22 protein-coding genes and 1 pseudogene are annotated in these 19757 nt (G+C 73.1%); 13 read left to right on the top strand and 10 right to left on the bottom strand.

The annotated features are described in order from the left end of the window. The 5 genes from TR50_RS48130 to TR50_RS09330 form a co-directional block, all read left to right on the top strand. Positions 1-735 (top strand): CAP domain-containing protein (locus tag TR50_RS48130; RefSeq protein WP_160311096.1); only part of this gene is annotated, 735 nt, incomplete at its 5' end. 67 nt (positions 736-802) lie between these two features. Next, complete coding sequence (locus TR50_RS09345) at positions 803-1402, top strand: TlpA family protein disulfide reductase (RefSeq protein WP_042417461.1); 600 nt, start codon at positions 803-805, stop codon at positions 1400-1402. Next, entirely contained in the window at positions 1399-2145 is a 747-nt protein-coding gene (locus tag TR50_RS09340; RefSeq protein WP_042417458.1) for a cytochrome c biogenesis CcdA family protein, read from the top strand. Before TR50_RS09345 ends, TR50_RS09340 begins: the two co-directional genes overlap by 4 nt. A 122-nt stretch (positions 2146-2267) precedes the next feature. Next, the gene (locus TR50_RS09335) at positions 2268-2975 is read left to right on the top strand and encodes a thioredoxin family protein (RefSeq protein WP_042417455.1); all 708 of its coding nucleotides are present in this window, start codon (positions 2268-2270) and stop codon (positions 2973-2975) included. Then, positions 2972-3559 (top strand): hypothetical protein, encoded by a 588-nt coding sequence (locus TR50_RS09330; protein ID WP_152648322.1) that lies wholly within the window; start codon positions 2972-2974, stop codon positions 3557-3559. Before TR50_RS09335 ends, TR50_RS09330 begins: the two co-directional genes overlap by 4 nt. A gap of 38 nt (positions 3560-3597) precedes the next feature. Here TR50_RS09330 and TR50_RS09325 read toward each other — a convergent pair whose 3' ends face one another. Next, positions 3598-4209, bottom strand: a complete 612-nt coding sequence (locus TR50_RS09325; protein ID WP_042417447.1) for a TetR/AcrR family transcriptional regulator — start codon at positions 4207-4209, stop codon at positions 3598-3600. Between the two features lie 96 nt (positions 4210-4305). On the opposite strand from TR50_RS09325, the gene TR50_RS09320 reads away from it, so the two are divergent. Then, entirely contained in the window at positions 4306-4764 is a 459-nt protein-coding gene (locus tag TR50_RS09320) for a DUF4345 domain-containing protein (protein ID WP_042417444.1), read from the top strand. Positions 4765-4844: 80 nt separating this feature from the next. Here the strand turns inward: TR50_RS09320 and TR50_RS09315 are convergent, their stop codons facing one another. The 3 genes and pseudogenes from TR50_RS09315 to TR50_RS09305 all read right to left on the bottom strand — a co-directional run bounded on the left by TR50_RS09315 (position 4845) and on the right by TR50_RS09305 (position 7679). Then, positions 4845-5603 carry a glutamate racemase gene (locus tag TR50_RS09315; RefSeq protein WP_042417441.1) on the bottom strand — a complete coding sequence of 253 codons (759 nt, stop codon included), beginning with the start codon at positions 5601-5603 and terminating at the stop codon, positions 4845-4847. Between the two features lie 109 nt (positions 5604-5712). After that, a complete protein-coding gene (locus tag TR50_RS09310) occupies positions 5713-6732 on the bottom strand; it encodes an aldo/keto reductase (RefSeq protein WP_042417438.1) in 1020 nt (339 codons plus the stop codon). A gap of 49 nt (positions 6733-6781) precedes the next feature. Then, positions 6782-7679 (bottom strand): annotated as a pseudogene (locus TR50_RS09305) (helix-turn-helix domain-containing protein). Between the two features lie 224 nt (positions 7680-7903). Between TR50_RS09305 and TR50_RS09300 the strand changes: the two are divergent. The 3 genes from TR50_RS09300 to TR50_RS09290 all read left to right on the top strand — a co-directional run bounded on the left by TR50_RS09300 (position 7904) and on the right by TR50_RS09290 (position 10251). Beyond that, positions 7904-8413 carry an aldo/keto reductase gene (locus tag TR50_RS09300; RefSeq protein WP_236654346.1) on the top strand — a complete coding sequence of 170 codons (510 nt, stop codon included), beginning with the start codon at positions 7904-7906 and terminating at the stop codon, positions 8411-8413. Positions 8414-8439: 26 nt separating this feature from the next. Then, positions 8440-8859, top strand: coding sequence for a (R)-mandelonitrile lyase (locus TR50_RS09295; RefSeq protein WP_042417436.1), 420 nt, complete (start codon positions 8440-8442; stop codon positions 8857-8859). A gap of 222 nt (positions 8860-9081) precedes the next feature. Then, positions 9082-10251, top strand: coding sequence for a glycosyltransferase (locus tag TR50_RS09290; RefSeq protein ID WP_042417434.1), 1170 nt, complete (start codon positions 9082-9084; stop codon positions 10249-10251). Positions 10252-10476: 225 nt separating this feature from the next. Here TR50_RS09290 and mshC read toward each other — a convergent pair whose 3' ends face one another. Beyond that, positions 10477-11703 carry a cysteine--1-D-myo-inosityl 2-amino-2-deoxy-alpha-D-glucopyranoside ligase gene (mshC, locus tag TR50_RS09285; protein ID WP_042417432.1) on the bottom strand — a complete coding sequence of 409 codons (1227 nt, stop codon included), beginning with the start codon at positions 11701-11703 and terminating at the stop codon, positions 10477-10479. A gap of 231 nt (positions 11704-11934) precedes the next feature. On the opposite strand from mshC, the gene TR50_RS09280 reads away from it, so the two are divergent. After that, complete coding sequence (locus tag TR50_RS09280) at positions 11935-12660, top strand: type 1 glutamine amidotransferase (RefSeq protein WP_052440867.1); 726 nt, start codon at positions 11935-11937, stop codon at positions 12658-12660. Between the two features lie 444 nt (positions 12661-13104). Here the strand turns inward: TR50_RS09280 and TR50_RS09275 are convergent, their stop codons facing one another. The 4 genes from TR50_RS09275 to TR50_RS09260 form a co-directional block, all read right to left on the bottom strand. Continuing rightward, positions 13105-13854, bottom strand: a complete 750-nt coding sequence (locus TR50_RS09275) for a DUF6585 family protein (RefSeq protein WP_042417429.1) — start codon at positions 13852-13854, stop codon at positions 13105-13107. Between the two features lie 121 nt (positions 13855-13975). Next, positions 13976-14827: an SCO1664 family protein gene (locus tag TR50_RS09270; protein ID WP_042417760.1), complete on the bottom strand. Its 852-nt coding sequence runs from the start codon at positions 14825-14827 to the stop codon at positions 13976-13978. A 95-nt stretch (positions 14828-14922) separates the two neighbouring features. Then, positions 14923-15489 carry a DUF3090 domain-containing protein gene (locus TR50_RS09265; protein ID WP_042417427.1) on the bottom strand — a complete coding sequence of 189 codons (567 nt, stop codon included), beginning with the start codon at positions 15487-15489 and terminating at the stop codon, positions 14923-14925. 98 nt (positions 15490-15587) lie between these two features. Next, the gene (locus TR50_RS09260; RefSeq protein WP_042417424.1) at positions 15588-16304 is read right to left on the bottom strand and encodes a histidine phosphatase family protein; all 717 of its coding nucleotides are present in this window, start codon (positions 16302-16304) and stop codon (positions 15588-15590) included. A gap of 56 nt (positions 16305-16360) precedes the next feature. Between TR50_RS09260 and TR50_RS09255 the strand changes: the two genes are divergently transcribed. Beyond that, positions 16361-16939, top strand: a complete 579-nt coding sequence (locus TR50_RS09255; protein ID WP_084699980.1) for a DinB family protein — start codon at positions 16361-16363, stop codon at positions 16937-16939. A 71-nt stretch (positions 16940-17010) separates the two neighbouring features. Further along, entirely contained in the window at positions 17011-17382 is a 372-nt protein-coding gene (locus TR50_RS09250; RefSeq protein ID WP_042417754.1) for a VOC family protein, read from the top strand. Positions 17383-17413: 31 nt separating this feature from the next. Here TR50_RS09250 and TR50_RS09245 read toward each other — a convergent pair whose 3' ends face one another. Next, positions 17414-18094 carry a TetR/AcrR family transcriptional regulator gene (locus tag TR50_RS09245; protein ID WP_174514820.1) on the bottom strand — a complete coding sequence of 227 codons (681 nt, stop codon included), beginning with the start codon at positions 18092-18094 and terminating at the stop codon, positions 17414-17416. Positions 18095-18149: 55 nt separating this feature from the next. Here TR50_RS09245 and TR50_RS09240 point away from each other — a divergent pair, with 55 nt between their 5' ends. Continuing rightward, on the top strand, positions 18150-19748 hold the full coding sequence (locus tag TR50_RS09240) for an FAD-dependent monooxygenase (protein ID WP_042417418.1): 1599 nt from the start codon (positions 18150-18152) through the stop codon (positions 19746-19748). Positions 19749-19757 lie beyond the last annotated feature (9 nt).

The raw sequence follows: 19757 nt of genomic DNA, 5'->3' as shown, positions 1-19757 counted from the left end.
CCCCCGACGGCCGGAACGGCCGCGACCGCCGGGACCGCCGCGACGGGACCGGGCGGCACGACGAGCGCGGGCGCGGTCGCGTTGGGGCGACCGAACGCACTCGGGGCCTCCGGCGCGGCGTCCGCCCCGCTCTCCGCAGGCTCCTCGGCGAGTCCCGGCGCCGGAACGCCTGCCGCCGCCACGTCGGCGGCCGCGCGGTCCGCCGGCTCGCGCGCCGCCGGTTCGGGTTCGAGCGGATCGAGCGGCACCGGTTCGGCTTCGGGCGGTTCGGCTTCGGGCGGTTCGGGTTCGGGCGGCGGCGACGCCGGTTCCGGCAGCGCCGTCCAGGCGGTGCTGAACGCGGTGAACAAGGCCCGCGCCGCCCAGGGGCTGCCGGCCTACACCCTCTCCAGCGGGCTCGACGCCAGCGCGGCCGCGCACGACAGGACAATGGCCGGCGGATGCGGACTGTCCCACGTGTGTCCCGGCGAGGCCGCGGTCGGGCAGCGGGAGTCCGCCCAGGGTGTGCACTGGACCGCTTGCGGCGAGAACATAGGCGAGGGAGGCGGGGTCGCGGCATCCGCGTCCGCCGAGGCCGCCATGGCGGTCTACCTCACCCAGCAGATGCTCGCCGAGCAGCCGCCCAACGACGGGCACCGGCGCAACATCCTCAGTTCGAGCTTCACGCACATCGGCATCGCGGTGGTCCGCGACGGCTCCGGGACGGTCTGGATGACGCAGGACTTCTCCGACTGACACGGCTCAGCTGCGCTTAAGGTTCGGCGCAGCCCGCCCTCACCGACCGACTGTGAGACTCGGCCGCATGATTCACCGTCACCACCTGCTCTCCGTACCGGCCGCGCTGCTCGCGCTGTGCCTCGCGGCCTGCTCGTCGCCGTCGGCGGGGGCGGGGGCGGGGGCATCACCCGCCACCGCCGCCCAAGGCGTCGGCGCGGCCGCCACGAGCACGGTCGCCGTCGCGGAGCGCGGGACCCCGTTGACCCTCGCGGGGCACGGTCTCGACGGCCGGCCGTTGAGCCTGGCCGCATACCGGGGCCGCGTCGTCGTGCTGAACTTCTGGGGCTCCTGGTGCGAGCCCTGCCGGGCGGAGGCCGGAGGGCTGGAGCAGGTGTTCCGGGCCGACCGAGCAGACGGCGTCCAGTTCCTGGGCGTCGACACCCGCGATCTGGACCCCGCGCCCGCCCGCGCCTTCGCACGGACGGCCGGACTCACCTATCCGAATCTCTACGACCCCGACGGCTCCCTGGTGTTGAGCCTGCCGCCGGGGACGGTCAACCCGCAGACGATCCCGTCCACCCTGATCCTGGACCGACGCGGACGGGTCGCCGTGCGAGCCCTGCAACCCCTGACCGCAGCGCAGTTGACGTCCCTGCTGGGGCCCGTGCTCCGGGAGGCGGCGTGAACGGGACCGTGCAGAGCGGGGCGCTGATCCTCGCCGTTCCGGTGGCCCTGCTCGGCGGCCTTGTCTCCTTCTTCTCCCCCTGCGTGCTTCCGCTGGTCCCCGGCTACCTCTCCTACGTCACCGGGTTCTCCGCGGTCGACCTGGCCGAGGCCCAGGGCCGCAGGCGCGGACGGCTGTTGGCCGGGGCAGCCCTGTTCGTGCTCGGCTTCACGGCCGTGTTCGCCTCGGAGGGCGCGCTGTTCGGCTACTTCGGCGAGCAGTTGCTGGCCCACCAGCGTGCGATCGACGTGGCCACCGGCCTTCTGACGGTGCTGCTCGGGCTGGCCTTCATGGGGCTGCTGCCGGGCTTCACCCAGCGGGAGTTGCGCAGCCATCGCAAGCCGGTCGTGGGTCTGCTGGGTGCGCCGGTGCTGGGCGCCGTCTTCGGAGTGGGCTGGACCCCGTGCATCGGGCCGACGCTGGCTTCGGTGAACTTCCTCGCCAGCCAGGAGGCCAGCGCGGTACGGGGCGCACTGCTGACGGTCGTCTACTGCTTCGGCCTGGGGCTGCCGTTCATCGTCGTGGCGCTCGCCTTCCGCAGGGTGCTCGGCGCGTTCGCCTGGGTGAAGCGCCACTATCCGCTGGTGATGCGCCTGGGCGGCGGCATGCTGGTGCTCGTGGGCCTCGCGCTGACCACGGGCGTCTGGGCGCACCTCGTCTACCAGTTGCAGGTGTGGACGTCCGGCTTCAGCACCGGCGTCTGACCCTCCCCCGCGAACCACTGCGCAGACCAGCCGTCTCAGCGGCTTCACGGTCATGCGCGCATCTCCCCTCTCTTTCCCTTCCCCTTTCCCCTTCCCTTCTCAGCAATGATTGACGAGGCGTCATGTCTTTCCGCCAACACCCCCAGGCCGACCGGACTCCCGCAGCGCGACCGCGCCTGCTCTGGGCGGCCGCTGTGACGGCGGCCGCCGCCGCTGCGCTCTCGGCCTGCGGCCCGACCGCTCCCGCCGCCGACGGAGCCGCGACCCCCGCGGCCGGTGACGTCGCCGCAGCGGCCTCGCCCGACGCCGTCGTCGTCTCCACCCCGCCGAGCGCCTCCCCCACACCGCGGGCGACCGCGAGCGTGAGCCCGTCGAAGGCGAAGTCCGGCTCCGCGCACAGCCCGGGTCAGGGCGCAGGCTCCGGAACGGGATCCGGAGCCGGGTCCGCCTCGGCCTCCGGCGCGACGGTCCCCGTTCCTGCGAACGCGCCGCAAGCGGTCCAGGCGGCTTTCCGGCAGGCGCGCGCCGACGGCAGGAACGTCCTGCTCGACTTCGGCTCCACCTCCTGCTTCGCCTGCCGCACCGTCCACGCGCTCTACTCCGACCCGTCGGTCAAGGCGGAGATCAGCGCGCACTACCACCTCGTCGAGATCGACATCGACGCGAACATGCCGCTGCTGCAGAAGTACGACAGCAGCGGCAGCTACGGCCTGCCCGTCCTGATCGTCGTCAGCCCGTCGGGGACGATCCGGGTGGACACCAACAAGACCGGTCACCCGCAGCTGAACAAGACCGGCTTCCTGAACTGGCTGACCCGGTGGGCGGCGTGACCAGGAGCTCCCGGGCCGGAGCGGTGGTCTCGGCGGCGGCCGCGGCCGCCGCCCTGGCCCTGGCCCTGGCCGGTTGCACGGCCGGCGACGGTCCGTCCGCGCGCCCCGGGCGACCGACGTCGAGCGCGGCGGCCAGGGCCCGGTTCAGCGCAGGCGGGGTGGACGTGTCGCTGACCGTCATCCGGTGGAACGGCGAGACCGGCACCCTCGCGGTCCGCTTCGCACCGCTGAAGCCGACCTACCACCTCTACAGCGTCACCCTCCCCGCCGACGGGGTGGACGGCGTGGGCAGGCCGACCACGGTCGGCCTGCGGGGCGCGCTGACCGCCGCAGGGCGGCTGACGACCACCGCGCCACTGCGCCCGCTGACGCTGCCGGGGGTGGCCCAGCCACTGGAGGTGTACCCGGACGGGCCGCTGACCGCGACCCTCCCGATCCGGCGCAGCGGCCGGGGCGAGGCGGTGGCCCTGGTCAGCTACGCCGCGTGCAGCGAGACCTACGGTTGCCAGGTACCCGTCGCCGACCACCCCGTCGACCTGGCCGTGGGGAGTTCGTCGATCTCGCCCGACACGGCGGCACAGTGATCCGATCGCCACTGACAGCCCGTCAGTCAGGCGGCCGGTCAGGCGTCCTGCTCCTGGAACGCCTCGGCGGGGAGCAGCGGGCGCAGGGCGCCGAGAGCGGCGCCGACGCAGACGTCCCGCAGCTGGTCGCGGGAGCAGGTCTGCTCGGTGAGCCAGTCGACGACGAGCACCTGGACGAAGACGAGCCAGCTGCGCAGCACACTCGAGACCGCCTCCCGGCCGTGCTCGTCGGCGAGCGGGAGGACGGCCAGCAGGCGCGTGCGCAGCGCGTCCAGCTCGCCCGTCATGATCGACTGGATCACCGGGTCGCCCGCGAGCACCCGGTTCGCGGTCAGCACGGCGTTGCGGTTCGCGACGAAGTAGTCGAGGTGCACGTCCATGCCCTGGACGAGCTGTTCGAGGAGCGAGTCGGCCGGGTCGATCCGGGTCCGGGCCAGCAGCCGGTCGGCCGCGTCCTGGTAGACCGCGGCGAACAGCACGTGCTTGCTGGGGAAATGACGGTAGAGCAGCGCCCGGGACACCCCGGCCCGCTGGGCGACCTCCTCCATGAGCACGTCCTCGTAGGGGCGCTCGGCGAAGAGGCGCGCCCCTACGGAGAGGAGTTGGGCGCGCCGGTCGGCCGGGCTGAGTCGCTGGCGGGGTGGCGGCACGCGACCACCTTACTTGACACGCGTCTACTTGGCGGGCCTACTCTGGACCCAGAGCTAGTAGACACATGTCAACTAAGCGATCACGGGGTGAGTGGCATGGCCAGAACTCTTCGCGTCCTCGTCCAGCTCATGGGGTGGTCCTGCGTGGCCATCGGGCTGTTCCACGTCGTCGCCGGGAACGCGGCGATCCCGGGCGCCGAACACGCGGGCACCACCGTCGACAGCTGGGGCCGCTTCATGGGCGCGAGCTTCACCGGCTACGGCCTTGCCTGGCTCTGGGCGGCGCGCCAGCACCCCGTCCCGGCCACGGCGGTGCGCTGGCTCGCCGCCGTCTTCCTCCTCGGCGGGATCGGCCGCCTGCTGTCGCTCGCGCTGCACGGCTGGCCGCAGTGGTTCCAGATCGCCCTGTCGGTGATCGAACTCGGCCTGCCGCCGGTCTACTTCTGGCTGGCCGACGCCGACGAGCGCGCCACCAGGGCGGCGCGGGCCGCAGGCAGCGGCGCGGCACAGGCACGGGAGACGGCGGCGTCCACCGCCCACGAGAGCGGATCCTGACGAAAGGCCCCGCCTCGGAGCAGATCGTCGGGGGCGGGCGGCGGCACCGACCGCAGGGCCCGACCCCTGGATCGCTCGGACTATGCCAGCAGCGCGCGGCCCTCGGGGTAGGCGAGGGCCGCGGCGGGGAGCGGCTCCTCGCGTCCGCTGCGCAGGACGGTGAGGGTGCCCTCGCCGGTCTCGCGCAGCGGCCGGGCGCGGCGCAGCGCCTGTTCGACGACGGCGCGAGCCGAGCCGAAGAGTTCGAGCCGCGGGCAGGAGTCGGCCAGCGCGGCGGCGATCTCGGCGGCCAGCAGCTCGTAGTGCGTGCAGCCCAGAACGAGCGCGCGGGTACCGGCCGGGGTCTGCGCCGCGGCGGCCGCGACGATCTCGGCGATCTGCTCCGGCCGGGCGTACTCGACCGCGTCGGCCAGCCCCGGGCAGGGGATCTCGGCCACGTCCGCGCCCGAGGCGAAGTCGCGGATCAGGCCGCGCTGGTAGGCGCTGCCGGTGGTGGCCGGGGTGGCCCAGATCGCGACGGCGCCGCCGTCCGCGGCGGCGGGCTTGATCGCGGGCACGGTGCCGATCACGGGGACGTCTGGCTCCAGCTCCGCGCGGATCGCCTCCAGCGCGTGGACGGACGCGGTGTTGCACGCGACCACCAGCGCGTCCGGCTTCTGCTCGGCCGCGGCGCGGGCCACGGCCAGGGCGTGCGCGACGATGTCGTCATTGGCGCGCGGGCCCCAGGGCATCCCGTCGGGGTCCTGCGACAGCACGAGGTCGGCGTCGGGACGCAGCGCACGCAGGGCGGCAGCCGCGGGGAGCAGGCCGATACCGGAGTCCATCAGTGCGATCTTCACGGCTTTCGCTGCACCTCCGTTGCTCACCTCTGACCAGCGGAAAGCCATCGGAAAGCGCTTTGCCGGACACCAACGAGCGCAAGTCTATGCGGCGACCCCCGGCGGGGTCTCAGCGGCGTCGTCGCTCGGCCCGCAGTTCGACGTCGCCGTAGCTGTTGTCGGCGGGGTTGACCGTCACTCCCGGAGCCACGATCTCGTCGATGCGGTCGAGCACGTCGGCTGCCAGGGTGACCTCCGCTGCGGGGAGGAAGCCTTCGAGCTGTTCGATGGTACGGGGCCCGATGATCGCCGAGGTGACGCCGGGGTGGTTGACGACGAAGGCGACGGCCAGCTCGATCAGGGACAGTCCGGCCTTCTCGGCGAGGACGGCGAGCTGTTCCACGGCGTCGAGCTTGCGCTGGTTGGCCGGACTGCTCATGTCGAAGCGGGCCTGCGGGCGCGCCGCGGAGGCCGGTCCGGAGGCGGCGTCCTTGCGGTACCGGCCCGAGAGCCAGCCACCGGCGAGCGGGCTGTAGGTCAGGGCGCCCATGCCGTGACGGCGCACGGTGGGCAGCACGTCCTCCTCGATGCCGCGGACCAGAATCGAGTACGGCGGCTGCTCGGTGACGAACCGCTCCAGACGGCGCTCGCGGGCGACCCACTGGGCTTCGACGATCTGGGAGCCGGAGTAGGACGAGGAACCGAGGTAACGGATCTTGCCCTGGTGCACCAGGTCGGACAGGGCGCCGAGGGTCTCGGCGACGTCGGTGTCGGGGCTGGGGCGGTGGACCTGGTAGAGGTCGATGTAGTCGGTGCCCAGGCGCCGCAGGGAGTTCTCGACCTCGCGGATGATCCAGCGGCGCGAGCCTCCCCGGGCGTTGGGGTCGTCCTGGCTCATCGGCATGAAGAACTTGGTCGCCAGGACCACGTCGTCGCGTCGGCCCTTGAGGGCCATGCCGACGATCTCCTCCGAGACCCCGCCGGAGTACACGTCCGCGGTGTCGAGGAAGTTGACGCCTGCGTCGAGGGCGCGGTGGATGATCCGCACCGATTCGGCTTCGTCACTGTTGCCCCAGGGGCCGAACATCATCGCGCCCAGGCAGAGCGGGCTGACCTGGACGCCCGTGCGGCCGAGTGGTCGGTACTGCATGGTTCTCCTTGTGCGTCAGTGGTTGCGGTGGGTCAGTGGTCGCGGTGCGTCAGTGGTCGCGCGAGGGCACGACCGTGCCGGCGGCGGCCCAGCTGGCGAGCAGGCCGAGCGCCTCCCGCTCCGGTGAGTCCGGTTCGGGGCTGTAGAAGTTGAGGCGCAGCCCGGGATCGGCCGGAAGGTCCATCGCCTCGTAGGGCAGCGCGAGATCGCCGACCAGCGGGTGGTGGAGGCGCTTCACGCCGGAGCGGTGGATCTTCACGTCATGGCGGGCCCACCGGCGGGCGAAGTCCTCGCTCCTGGTGGTGAGCTCCCCGACCAGGTCGGTCAGCGCCCTGTCCTGGGGCGCCCGGCCCGTCTCGGACCGCAGGAAGGCGACGGAGTCGTCGGCAGCCTTGTCCCAGTCGGTCCAGAAGTCCTGGCCCGCAGGGTCCAGGAAGAGGAAGCGGGCGGTGTTGGCGGGCCCTCGCTGGGCGAACAGCGGGGAGTCGAAGACGGGCGCGTACAGCGCCCGGCCGAGCGTGTTGGCGGCGAGGATGTCGAAGCCGTGCGTTGCGCACGTAGGCCGGCACGTCGGTCATCGAGTCGAGAAGCCGGAGGAACGTCGGCCGCACACGGGAGGCGGTCACCGTGCGGCGTCGGCTGGAGGGGTGGGACGCGCGCGCGAGGTCGTAGAGGTGGGTGCGTTCGGCCTCGTTGAGCTGCAGCGCGTGGGCGAGGGCGTCGAGTACGGAGTCCGAGGCGCCGCTGAGGTTTCCGCGTTCGAGCCTGATGTAGTAGTCCACGCTGACTCCCGCGAGCAGCGCCACCTCCTCCCGGCGCAGGCCGGTGACGCGACGGTTTCCGCCGTAGACGGGCAGTCCGGCCTGCTCCGGGGTGATTCGCGCCCGTCGGGTGCTCAGGAACTCGCGGACCTCGGCGGCCAGGTCGGTCCGGTTGGTGTCAGTCATGATCAGATCTCGAAGACTTCCTCGGTGGCGCGCAGCCGCCGGGCGCTGTCGGGCAGGAAGCGGGCACGGGTGACTCCTTGTGATCGGCGTGCATCCGGTGCCGGCTCCTTCACGGTAGATGCGTCGGCCAGGGCGTGCGAGGTACTGCCGTTACCTGGAAGAGCGGTGACTCCCACCTGTGTGCGGGTACGCGGTTGGCTGGAGGGGACCCAGGCACCACGTCCTTGTGGGCCGCATCGGACCGGTCGCGGGTCCGGGCCATCGGCGTCAGCAACTTCATGGTCGACCACCTGACCGCGCTCCTCGACACGGCCTCGGTCGTCCCCGCCGTCAACCAGTTGGAGATCCACCCCTACTTCCAGCAGCGCGCCGTCCTCGACTTCGGCGACGAGCACGGCATCATCAACCAGGCGTGGTCACCGATCGGCGGCATCACCAGGTACCGCGGGACTGGCACCAGCGCCTTCGACGACCCGACCATCGCCGCCGTCGCCGCCGCACACGGCAGGACCCCGGCCCAGGTGATGCTGCGCTGGCATCTGCCACAGGGGCGCTCCGCCATCCCGAAGTCCGTGCGGCCCCGACGGATCGCCGGGAACGTCGACGTGTTCGGCTTCGACCTCGGCCCGGACCAACTGGCGGCGCTGGACGCCCTGGACACCGGGCGCCGCGGAGGCCCCGAGCCCGAAGACGTCACGTTGCAGGCCTACGGCCGCGCCATCCCCGAAGCCTGACCCACCTGCACCGAAAAGGAACGACCATGGAACACCTGCAACGGCAGTCCACCTCGAAGCTCCCGGCCGAGCGGTTCACCGGCGACGCCTGGCTGGACATGCTCGCCGTCGGCACCGCACCCTCCCGGCTGACCGTCGGCCTGGTCCGCTTCGCGCCGTGCGCCCGCACCGCCTGGCACCGGCACGCCGTCGGCCAGACCCTGCACTGCGTGTCCGGGACGGGGCTGGTCGCCACCCGTGACGGCAAGGTCGTCGTGCTGCGCGCCGGCGACACCGTCCACACCCCGCCCGGCGAATGGCACTGGCACGGCGCCGCCCCGGACGCCTTCATGGAGCATCTCGCCATCTCCGAGGCCTCCGGCGACCCCGACATCCCCGACGTCGACTGGGTGGAGCACGTCACCGAGGAGGAATACCGCAGCGCCGCGGCCACGACCACCGCCTGACCCGACGGCAGCCGCCACCCCGGCCAGAGGTGTCCTTTCCGGGCACACCAAGATCACGTTCCGGGAACGTCGCCGACGGGCTCTCCACCCAGCTGGAACGCTGAGCGCCGCCCGTCTCAAGGATCAGAAGGAGCTCAACCTGGTCGTCGACGCCTCCCAGGGCGCCGCGCCCGGCACTCAGGTGTCCCTCGCCGCCTGACCCGAGCTGGCATACTCGCGCGCGTGACGGTGCTGACCTCGATCGCGTGCCTGTCCCTGCTCGCCTGGCTCTGGCTGACCTTCTGCCAGGGCGGCTTCTGGCGCACCGACGTGCGACTGCCGCCCCGTGACGCGGACGGGACGCGGCCGCCCGTGGCGGTCGTCGTCCCGGCCCGCGACGAGGCGGAGGTGCTGCCGCTCAGCCTCCCGTCGCTGCTCGCCCAGCGCTACGCGGGCGAGGCGCGGATCATCCTGGTCGACGACGGCAGCACCGACGGCACCGGCGACCTCGCCCGCAGGCTCGGCGCGGCGCCCGGCGCGCTGCCGCTGACCGTCACCTCGCCCGGCGAGCCGCCCGCCGGGTGGACCGGCAAGCTCTGGGCGCTGCGGCACGGCGTCGAACTGGCCGGGGATGTCGAGTACCTGCTGCTGACCGACGCCGACATCGCCCACGAGCCGGGCTCGCTGGAGAGTCTCGTCGCCTCCGCCGAAAGCGGGGCAGGCTACGACCTGGTCTCGCAGATGGCGCGGCTCAGCGTCCGCACCCGATGGGAACAGCTGATCGTGCCGGCCTTCGTCTACTTCTTCGCCCAGCTCTACCCGTTCCGCTGGAGCAACAGGCCGGGCTCGCGCACGGCCGCCGCCGCGGGCGGCTGCACGCTGGTGCGCCGCGAGGCGCTCGCCCGCGCGGGCGGGGTGGCCGCGATCCGCGGCGCGGTGATCGACGACGTGAACCTGGCCCGCCTGGTCAAGCGCGGCGGCGGCCGCACCTGGCTCGGCCTGGCCGACCGCGTCGACAGCGTCCGCCCTTACCCCGAGCTGGGCCAGCTGTGGCGGATGGTCTCCCGCAGCGCGTACGCGCAGCTGCGGCACAACGTGTTCCTGCTGATCGGAACCGTGCTCGGGCTGGCGCTCGTCTACCTGGTCCCGCCCGTGCTGACGGTCGTCGGGGCCGTGACGCTCGCGCCGCTCGTCGCGCTGCCCGCGCTGGCGGCGTGGGCGCTGATGACGTTCACCTACCGTCCGATGCTCGCCTACTACGGCCGCCCGGCCCGCGAGGCGCTGCTGCTGCCGTTCACGGCCGGGCTCTACCTGCTGATGACCGTCGACTCGGCGGTCCAGCACTGGCGCGGCCGGGGCGCGGCCTGGAAGGGCCGGACCTACCCGGCCCCGGAAAGGGAACCGGCCCGCTGAGGGACGTTGCCGAACGCCAGGGGCGCGGCGCTCCGCTGATGTGCGGCTCCGCCGCGTGGACGCACCAGGCCACCCTGAGCGGGAGAGCCCCGAACGCGCGGGGCCATGCTCGTCGGTGGTGGCTCGCGCACGTCGCAAGTGTCACAGCCCCGCGCGGAGCCGCACAGTGTCACAGCCCGCGCGCGGAGCCGCAGATGTCACGGCCCCGCGCGCCTGACGGTTCAACTACAGCGCGACGCCCATCAGCGCGTCGACCAGGCGCGAGACGAGGCCCGGCGCACCGGTGTCCTCGCCGCCCTCGGCCTCCTGCCGCGCCGCCCAGGCGTCGACCGCCGCGAGCGCGCGCGGCGAGTCGAGGTCCTCGGCGAGCGCGGCGCGGACCTCGGCGAGCAGCGCGGTCGCGTCCGGGCCGTCCGGACGGGAGACCGCCGCGCGCCAGCGGGCCAGCCGCTCCTGCGCGCCGCGCAGGTCGGCGTCGGTCCACTCCCAGTCGCTGCGGTAGTGGTGGTTCAGCAGCGCGAGCCGGATCGCGGCCGGGTCCACGCCGTCGCGCCGCAGCGCGGAGACGAAGACGAGGTTGCCGCGCGACTTCGACATCTTCTCGCCGTCGAGGGCGACCATGCCCGCGTGCACGTACTGCTTCGCGTAGGGGTGCGAGTCGGTGTGCACCTGGGCGTGCGAAGCGCCCATCTCGTGGTGCGGGAAGACCAGGTCGCTGCCGCCGCCCTGGATGTCGAAGCCCATCCCGATGTGCTGGAGCGCGATCGCCACGCACTCGATGTGCCAACCGGGACGGCCGTGCCCGAGCGCGGTGTCCCAGGCGGGCTCGCCGGGGCGCTGCGCCAGCCACAGCAGCGGGTCGAGGCGGTGCTTCTTGCCCGGACGGTCCGGGTCGCCGCCACGCTCGCCGAAGTAGCGGAGCATGGTCTCGGCGTCGTAGCCGGAGACCTCGCCGAAGCGCTTGTCGGAGGCGGTCGAGAAGTAGATGTCGCCGTCGAGCTCGTAGGCGGCGCCCTTGGCGAGCAGGTCCTGGACCAGCGGCACGATGAGCGGGATCGACTCGACCGCGCCGACGTAGTGGGCCGGGGGCAGCATCCGAAGCGCCGTCATGTCCTCGCGGAAGAGCGCGGTCTCACGCTCCGCCAGCGCCACCCAGTCCTCGCCGGTGGCGACGGCCCGCTCCAGCAGCGGGTCGTCGATGTCGGTGACGTTCTGCACGTACACGATCTGGTGGCCCGCGTCCAACCAGATGCGCTGCACCAGGTCGAAGGCGTTGTACGTGGCCGCGTGGCCGAGATGGGTGGCGTCGTAGGGGGTGATGCCGCAGACGTAGAGCCGGGCGGTCGGCCCGGGGGTCGTGGTCTGCAGCTCGCCCGACGCGGTGTCGTGGATGCGGAGAGGCTGCCCCTTGCCTGGTAGCAGGGGCACCTCGGAAGCGGGCCAGGCATGCATAGTCCCGACTCTAACCGGCTGATCATTCGATCCGCTAACGACCTTCTCGGTCAATCGCCCGAGGTCACCGCCAAAACCGTGCCAAGTTGTACGAATAGGGCGCGTATCGGCCCGCAGGCATGGGAGGGTCGACGCGGGGGAAGTCGATCAGCAGATCATCGCCCTATCGGGTTGAGTCGTATTCGGTGGCGTTCGGTCGGATTTCGTCGGGTTCGTCGAGTCGGGAGCGCAGTGGACATCCTGGTGGTCCAGCACGAGGACGGCACCGGCCCCGGTCTCGTCGGCGCGGCGCTGGAGGCGGACGGCTTCCGCCTCGACCTACGGCACCCGTGGGCGGGTCGGCCGCTGCCGGCCACGCTGGCCGACCACGACGCCCTGCTGGTGCTCGGCGGCGCGCCCAACTGCGACGACGACGCGGCAGCGCCGTGGCTTCCGGCCGTGCGGACCCTGACCCGCGAGGCCGTCGAACGCGGCGTCCCGTATCTCGGCATCTGTCTGGGCGCGCAGATCGCCGCCTCCTGCCTGGGCGGCAGGGTCGTCCGCCGCTCCCGGCCACCGGAGCTGGGCGCCGTCCCGCTGCGCCGCCTGCCGGCGGCGTCGGGCGACCCCGTCCTCGGCGCCGTCCCCGACGGCGCGTTGGCGGCCCAGTGGCACTGGGACGAGATCGCCGACCTCCCGCCGGGCGCGACCCCGCTGCTGACCGGCGACGACTGCCGCCACCAGGCCTTCCGCAGCGGTCCCGCGGCCTGGGCTGTCCAGTTCCATCCGGAGGTCCTCGCGGCGGACGTCGCCCCCTGGGTCGCCTCCGACGGCCCGGCGGCCCTGGCCGCCGGCGCCGACCCGCACGCCGCCCTCGCCTCCGTCGAGGCGGCGGAGCAGCAGCTCCGCGCGGTCTGGACGTCCATGTCCCGCGCCTGGGGCAGCGTCATCCGCACCCACGCGACCACGTCGCGCTGACGCCCGGCACCGCGCAGCGGCTGCCCGTCGCACGGGACGGCCCGGACGCGCCTGCGCCACGTGGGCGACGGCTCGGCAGCCGTGGGTCGCGCATCGGCGATCCGGACCGCCCGACGTCGAGCGCCTCCGCGCGGTGGCCCCCGGCCGGATCAGCGGCCGACCGGAGCGGAAAGCCGCCCCGATCGAGCGGACCCGTACGCCTTCGCACGCCCGCAGGCTCGCCCTCGGACCCGCCGGACTCGCCCCCGCCGCGAGGTCGACGCCTCGGCAGCCGTGACTCCCGCATCGCCGATCCGGACCGCACCGACGTCGAGCGCGTCCGCGCGGTCGCCTCCGACCGACTCCGACCGGACCGGCTGCCGAGCGCTCCGGACGGGCGCGGCTTCGCGCGCCGCCGTCGAGTGGACCGTCGCGCCGCCTCGCACCCCGGAGCCCGGCAGGGGATCAGCCCTGCGCGGCGCGGAGGTTGCTGACGAGGGCGAGGAACAGGTGGAAGTTGGGGATCTGGGCGACCGGCTTCGCCGCCATCGCGGTACGGCGGCCGTGGACCATGACGCGGACCGACCCCTGGCTGACCGTGATGCGGTCGAGGAGGGGCCAGGTGACGGTGCCCTTGCCGCCGCAGACGAGGCCCTGCTGGGTGACGGTGAAGGGCCCGAACGGGACCGGGTAACCGGCCTGCGCGGCGGCCAGCGCGCGCGGGAGCTGCGCCTCGACGACGCCCTGCTGGACCGTCTGCATCAGGTGCTGGACGTTGTCGTAGAACTGGGTCAGCTTGGAGCTGCGGCCGTCCGGCTCGGTCAGGGTGAGCAGGTAGTGGGTGCCGGTCCTGACGCCGTTGTAGTAGTTCTCGGTGATCCGCTGGTGGGCCGTCAGCGTCGCGAAGCGGTGGACCGCGACGGGACCGTTGACGTCGTACAGGACGACGCCGCGCTGGTGCAGGTCGACGCGCTTGGCGCGGGCCTTCTTCGAGTAGTTGGGGAGCCGCAGGATCATCACCAGGAAGAAGATCCCGATCGGGCTCAGGATGACCGAGGCGATCAGGACGACGGTCATGAACCAGAGGAAGAACAGGCGTCCCTTGCCCCAGCGCTTGGCCCAGTAGGTGAAGACCCCGGGGCCGAGATCCGACTCGTCGACGACGAGCCCCTGGGCAGCGACGGGACCGGTGGCGGCGGCATAGGGAACGGTCATCGGGACTTCCTCGGGCAGAGCGCGGCTCGCGGCCGTCGCGGGCGGCGACACTATGCCGGACCGCGCCCCCGGGTCGCCACCGCGGCGAGCGTTTTGCCCCTGATCCTCCGCCGAAAGCGGCTCAGATCGGCGGCCAGGGAACGGCCGGCCAGTCCGGGGAGGGGTAGGGGTGGTGCCCTTCCTTCAGCAGGGCGTCCACCCGGGCCGCGGTCGCGGCGATCTCCGCCGGGGTCAGCAGCGGTGCGAGCGCCGCGCCGAGGGAGCCGTCCAGCTCCGCACGCAGCCGGCCCAGGGCGTCCGTCGCGTCAGGGGCCAGCGGCTCACCGGCCCAGCCCCACAGCAGCGTGCGCAGCTTCCCCGGGACGGCGAAGGTGACTCCGTGGTCGATGCCGTAGAGGCGGCCGTCGGCCGCCGTCAGCAGGTGGCCGCCCTTGCGGTCGCCGTTGTTGAGCACGGCGTCCAGGACGGCGAGACGGCGCAGGCGCTCGTCGTCGGCGTGGACGAACAGCGCGGTGCGGCCGGGCTCGACCTCGGCGAGACCGATGGCGCGCCAGCCGGGCTCCGGCTCCTCGCCCGGCTGGAGGCTCAGCAGGTCCGGCGCCGCCGGGTCGGGCTCGACCCATATCTGGCACATGCCCTCGCCGAACGGCCCTTCACGCAGCGCGGTCGGCGGGACCAGGCCCCACCCCGTCCCCATCGCGGCCGAGACGAGGTAGGCGGCGGTCTCCCGGCCCGCGAGCGTGCCGTCGGGGAAGTCCCACAGCGGGCGCTCGCCACGCACCGGCTTGTAGACGCAGACGGCGCTGACGCGCTGACCGACGCCGTCGACCTGACCGACGCCGTTGCCGTTGCCGTCCGCGCCACCGTGTGCCTGGCCGTTCGCCGGGGCCGAGACGGTGCAGTAGAACGCCGCGTTGGACGCGTCGGTGATCCGGCCATGGACCGTCAGTTCGCCGTCGCGCAGCAGGGCCAGGGCCCGGTCCGGGTCGGCCGCGAGGGCCGCGCACGCGGCCGGGTCAGCCTGCGGAACCGCGACCGGCTCGGGGTCCGGTGCGGGGCTGTGCGCGTTCAGCGCCGGTAACCGTTCTGACGCGGGCACACGTGGCCCTCGGGATCCAGCGGCAGGCTGCAGAACGGGCACGGCGGCCGACCGGCGGCGACCAGCTCCAGCGCGCGCTTGGCGAAGACGCGGGCCATCGCGCCGTTCAGGCGCACGCGCAACAGCGAAGGGCCGTCCTCTTCGTCCTCGAAGAGGGTGGGCTCGTCGGCCTCGTCCTCCCCCTCGACGACCTCCTGCGCCTCGACGACCAGCAGCTGAACTGTGTCGTCCCAGGCCAACGCCATGGTGCCGACCCGGAACTCCTCCTCGACGGGGCTGTCCAGCGGAGCGGAGTCCATCATCTCGGGCGGCGCCATGGCCGGGACGCTCGTGCTGCCGCCCGAGCGCCGGACGACCTCGTCGAGCAGCTCGTCGACCCGCTCCGCGAGCGCGGCGACCTGGCCCTTCTCGAGCAGCACGGTGGTGATCCGGCCGCGGGCACTGGCCTGCAGGTAGAAGGCACGGTGGCCCGGCTCGCCGACCGTTCCGGCCACGAAGCGCTCGGGGGGGTCGTAGAAGAACACCTGGCGGGGCACGATGTCTGCTCCACGGAATCGGAGGGGGCGACTGTCTTGTCGAGTCCTGGTGATACCGAAACGATCTCGCGATCGATCTATTCCACCCTACCCACTGGTCACCGCGTTCCGGTGTCGCCGCCGACCACGGCGTCGTCGCCCTGGTCCGTGCCGTCCCCGCCCTCGGCGGGACGCGGACGCGGCGCGAGACCGCCGAGCTCACCGGTGTCACCGAGCCGCAGCAGGTAGGGGCGGCTGGGCGTGTAGCGGATCGCGGTGACCGAGGCCGGCTCGACCGAGATGCGCTGGAAGAGGTCCAGGTGCAGACCGAGCGCGTCCGCGACGATCGCCTTGATCACGTCACCGTGGCTGCAGGCCAGCCACACGGCGTCCGGTCCGTGCTCGCGCCCGACCTCGGCGTCCCACTCGCGCACGCTCTCGACGGCGCGATGGCTCAGCTCACGGAGCGACTCGCCCTCCGGGCCCGGGAAGGTCGCCGCGGAGGGCTGCGCCTGCACCGTGGCCCACAGCGGCTCCTTGGCCAGCTCGGCGAGGGGACGGCCGGTCCAGTCGCCGTAGCGGCACTCCCCCAGCCGCTCGTCCAGCCGCATCGTCAGCTCCGGCCGGGCCGAGAGGAGCGGCGCGAGGGTCTCCCGGCAGCGGTCCAGCGGGCTGCTGACCACCGTCGACACGGGCAGCCCGGCCAGCCGCTCGGCCAGCGCCTTGGCCTGTCGCTCGCCGTGCTCGTCCAGGGAGACGCCGGGGCTCCACCCGGCGAGGATCCCGGAGGAGTTCGCGGTGGAACGGCCATGTCGGACCAGCAGCAGCGTCGGCATGCTGCCCAGCGTAAATCAGCCGCCTGCTGTCGGTGCCCGCTGCTACGTTCGCGGGCATGACGACGAAGTCGCCCCATACGGGGACGGAGAAGGAGATCCTGCTCCACAGCATGGAGCGCCACCGCGCCGCCGTGCGCTGGAAGCTCGAGGGTTTGGACGACGAGCAGCTGCGCCGGCAGCTGGTGCCGTCCGGCACCTCGCTGCTCGGCCTGGTCAAGCACCTGGCCGCGGTCGAGTACGGCTGGTTCTGCCTGACGTTCGGCGTCGAGACCGAGCCGCTGCCCTTCGACGATGACGACGAGGACGCCGACCTGCGCGTCGAGCCGGGCGAGACGACGGCCGACCTCCTCGCCTTCTACGACCGCGCCTGCGCGGCGGCCGACGCCGTCATCGAGGCGACGGACCTGGACGCCACCGGCACCTCCTGGTCGGGCGCGGAGGTGTCGATGCGCTGGGTCCTGGTCCACATGATCGAGGAGACCGCGCGCCACGCCGGGCACGTGGACATCCTCCGCGAGCTCCTGGACGGCACGACGGGCGACCACAACCGCGCCCCGGCCGGTGCCACGGCAGGCGCCACGAGCGAAGGCGCGACCGAGGGTGCGACCGCGCCTGTGTCGGAGACGTCCGCGTGAACGGTTCCGCGAGCGACGCCACGGGCGACTCGGCGACCGGCTCCGCGGTCGGCCCTGCCACTCGCGTCCGGGTGGCCCGCCCGTCCCGTAGCCTCGCGGCAGCCGAGCGCTTCTATGTGGACGGCCTCGGGCTGGAGGTGCTGTGGCGGACGAAGGAGCATGTCCCCGGCGAGCACGACCTGCTGATGGTCGGCCTGCCCGGCGCGCACTGGCACTTCGAGCTGACCCACGACCCCGAGCATCCGCTGGAGCCCACGCCGACCGTCGACGACCTCTTCGTGCTGTACCTCGGCGCGCCCGCCGACGCCGCGCTGATCGACCGCCTGCTCAGCCACGGGGGCACGCGCGCCGTCTCCCACAATCCGTACTGGGACGCCCACGGCGTCACCGTCGCCGACCCGGACGGCTACCGGCTCGTCCTGTGCTCGCGCACCTGGTCCTGATGCCCGTCCGGGCGAGGACGAGTCCCGCCGCTCACTGAGGCGGCGTCAGCCGCCCGAGGCCGTGCTCCAGCAGCGCGAACGCGTGTTCCGCGTCGGCCGCCGCGCCCGAGTAGCGCGCGTCGGCCGGCTCCCCGTCGGCCATCCGGTGGGCGTTGTCCTGCGACAGCGCCCACTGGACCGCGACGATCTGGACGGCGGCCAGCCGCGCCGTGAGCTCCGGGGTGTCCGCGGTCTCCCGCAGCGCCGCGGCGAGTGCGCGTTCCGCGCCGCTCTTGAAGGTCTCCATCCGAGCCACCAGCGAGGGCGAGTCGAGGATCATCCGGGTGAGCCGCAGCACCTGGGGATGGTCGTTGAGCCCGCTGATCGGATCCCGCTCGCGCAGCCCGTCGAGGAAGTGCTCGCGTACGGCGCTGAGGGGATCGGTACCGACCTGCCGCGCCCGCACGACCCGCGCGAGTTCGGTCTCGTGGTCGGCGAGGCGATGGACCACGAGGTCTTCCTTGGTCGGGAAGTAGGCGAAGAGCGTGCGCTTGGACACCTCCGCGGCCTCGGCCACCCGGGCCACCGACACCTGGTCGAAGCCGTGCTCGAGGAAGAGCGCGATCGCCGCGTCGGAGATCGCCGCATGGGTCCGCTGCTTCTTCCGCTCCCGCAGCCCCGGCTTGCTCTCGTCCACGATCTCCACGGTAACAGCCGACTCCCCCGAGAGCATTTCTGCACTTGGTGTACTTTTACTCCCAGGCGAGAGATGCGAGGAGCAAAGGCACATGACCGAGATCGAGAACGAGGTCGTCATCGAGGTCGCCACCGAGGTCGTCACCGAGGTGGTCATCGTGGGCGCGGGGCCGACCGGGCTGATGCTGGCGTACGAGCTGACGCTGGCCGGGGTCGGGACGGTCGTGCTGGAGAAGCTGACCGAGCGCAGCCGGCAGATGAAGGGCGGCGGGATCCAGCCCCGCACCGCCGAGATGCTGGAACTGCGCGGCCTGCTGGAACCGCTGCTCGCCCGCGCCACCTCGCGCGAGCCGGTGGGCGGGCACTTCGCGGCTCTCCCCGTGCCCCTCGACTGCACGCCGTGGCAGACCCGGCACCCGTTTCCGATCGCGGTCCCGCAGTGGGAGATCGAGGAGGTGCTGGAGGAGAGGGCCGTCAAAGCCGGCGCGCGGGTACTGCGCGACGCCGCCGTCTCCGCCGTCTCCGAGGTCTCCGCGGTCTCCGAGGTCTCCGCGGTCGAGGCGGCCGGCGACGGCGCGACCGGGGGTGTGGTGATCCTGACGGAGAACGGACTGCGGGTGCGGGGCGACTACCTGGTGGCGTGCGACGGCGGGCACAGCGCGGTGCGAAAGCTGCTCGGCCTGCCGTTCCCCGGAAGGCCGGGAACCCACCAGGCTGTCCTGGCGGAGATCCAACTCACCGCCGTCTCACCGCTGGTCCCACGGGAGTTGGGCCACATGAGCACGCTGACCCGCCAGGCGGGCGGCTACTGGGCCATACTGGCGCCGCTCGGCGACGACCGCTACCGCCTCACCTTCGGACGCACCGGCCCCGCCGACGAGGCGGCCCAGGCGGAGTTCGAGCGCGACGCGCCGGTCACGAGGGATGAGATCTCCACCGCGCTCCAGGCCGTCTACGGCCTGGAGACCACCCTGGGCGCGGTGGCGAACTCGTCCCGGTTCAGCGACGCCACCCGGCAGTTGGAGCACTACCGGGTCGGCCGCGTCCTGTTCGCGGGGGACGCCGCCCACATCCACCCGCCGCTGGGCGGCCAGGGCCTGAACCTCGGCCTCCAGGACGCGTTCAACCTCGGCTGGAAGCTGGCCGCGACCCTCCAGGGCCGGGCGCGGCCGGGCCTGCTGGACAGCTACCACGCCGAACGCCACCCCGTCGCCGCGCAGGTCCTCCACCACACCTCGGCCCAGCGCGTCCTCGCCGACCCCCACCCCAGCGAGGACGTCGCGGCCCTGCGCGACATCGTCATCGACCTGCTGCGCCTGCCCGACGCCAACCGCCACATCGCCGGCCTGATGTCCGGCCTCTCCCTGCACTACCCCCTCCCGGGCGACCACCCGCTGACGGGTCACCGCCTCAGGGACGCCGACCTCGTCACCGAGGACGGCCCCACGCGGCTCTCCTCGCTCTTCAGCCAGGGCCACGCCGTCCTGCTCGACCTGGCCGCCGCCGTCCCGTCCGCCGCCGAGCTCCGACTCCCGCCCCACGTCGACCTCGTGACCGCCACCTGCGACGACGACCTCGGCGCCACCGCCCTCCTGATCCGCCCCGACGGCTACGTCTGCTGGGCCACGGACGCGTCGGCCGCCGACCGCGAAACCGTCCTCACCGCGGTGGCCGACGGCCTGGGAGGGTGACGGAGGATC

Origin of the sequence: Streptacidiphilus anmyonensis, assembly GCF_000787855.1 — a bacterium.
Taxonomy (GTDB): domain Bacteria; phylum Actinomycetota; class Actinomycetes; order Streptomycetales; family Streptomycetaceae; genus Streptacidiphilus; species Streptacidiphilus anmyonensis.
The sequence above is the reverse complement of the archived record's forward strand: the minus strand, read 5'-3'. Positions and strand labels throughout refer to the sequence as shown.

Bases quoted from the DNA above. Each gene is read 5' to 3' on its own strand.
- TR50_RS09345 (WP_042417461.1), top strand. From the start codon at position 803: ATGATTCACCGTCACCACCTGCTCTCCGTACCGGCCGCGCTGCTCGCG.
- TR50_RS09335 (WP_042417455.1), top strand. From the start codon at position 2,268: ATGTCTTTCCGCCAACACCCCCAGGCCGACCGGACTCCCGCAGCGCGA.
- TR50_RS09320 (WP_042417444.1), top strand. From the start codon at position 4,306: ATGGCCAGAACTCTTCGCGTCCTCGTCCAGCTCATGGGGTGGTCCTGC.
- TR50_RS09310 (WP_042417438.1), bottom strand. From the start codon at position 6,732: ATGCAGTACCGACCACTCGGCCGCACGGGCGTCCAGGTCAGCCCGCTC.
- TR50_RS09295 (WP_042417436.1), top strand. From the start codon at position 8,440: ATGGAACACCTGCAACGGCAGTCCACCTCGAAGCTCCCGGCCGAGCGG.
- mshC (WP_042417432.1), bottom strand. From the start codon at position 11,703: ATGCATGCCTGGCCCGCTTCCGAGGTGCCCCTGCTACCAGGCAAGGGG.
- TR50_RS09275 (WP_042417429.1), bottom strand. From the start codon at position 13,854: ATGACCGTTCCCTATGCCGCCGCCACCGGTCCCGTCGCTGCCCAGGGG.
- TR50_RS09260 (WP_042417424.1), bottom strand. From the start codon at position 16,304: ATGCCGACGCTGCTGCTGGTCCGACATGGCCGTTCCACCGCGAACTCC.
- TR50_RS09255 (WP_084699980.1), top strand. From the start codon at position 16,361: ATGACGACGAAGTCGCCCCATACGGGGACGGAGAAGGAGATCCTGCTC.
- TR50_RS09245 (WP_174514820.1), bottom strand. From the start codon at position 18,094: ATGCTCTCGGGGGAGTCGGCTGTTACCGTGGAGATCGTGGACGAGAGC.
- TR50_RS09240 (WP_042417418.1), top strand. From the start codon at position 18,150: ATGACCGAGATCGAGAACGAGGTCGTCATCGAGGTCGCCACCGAGGTC.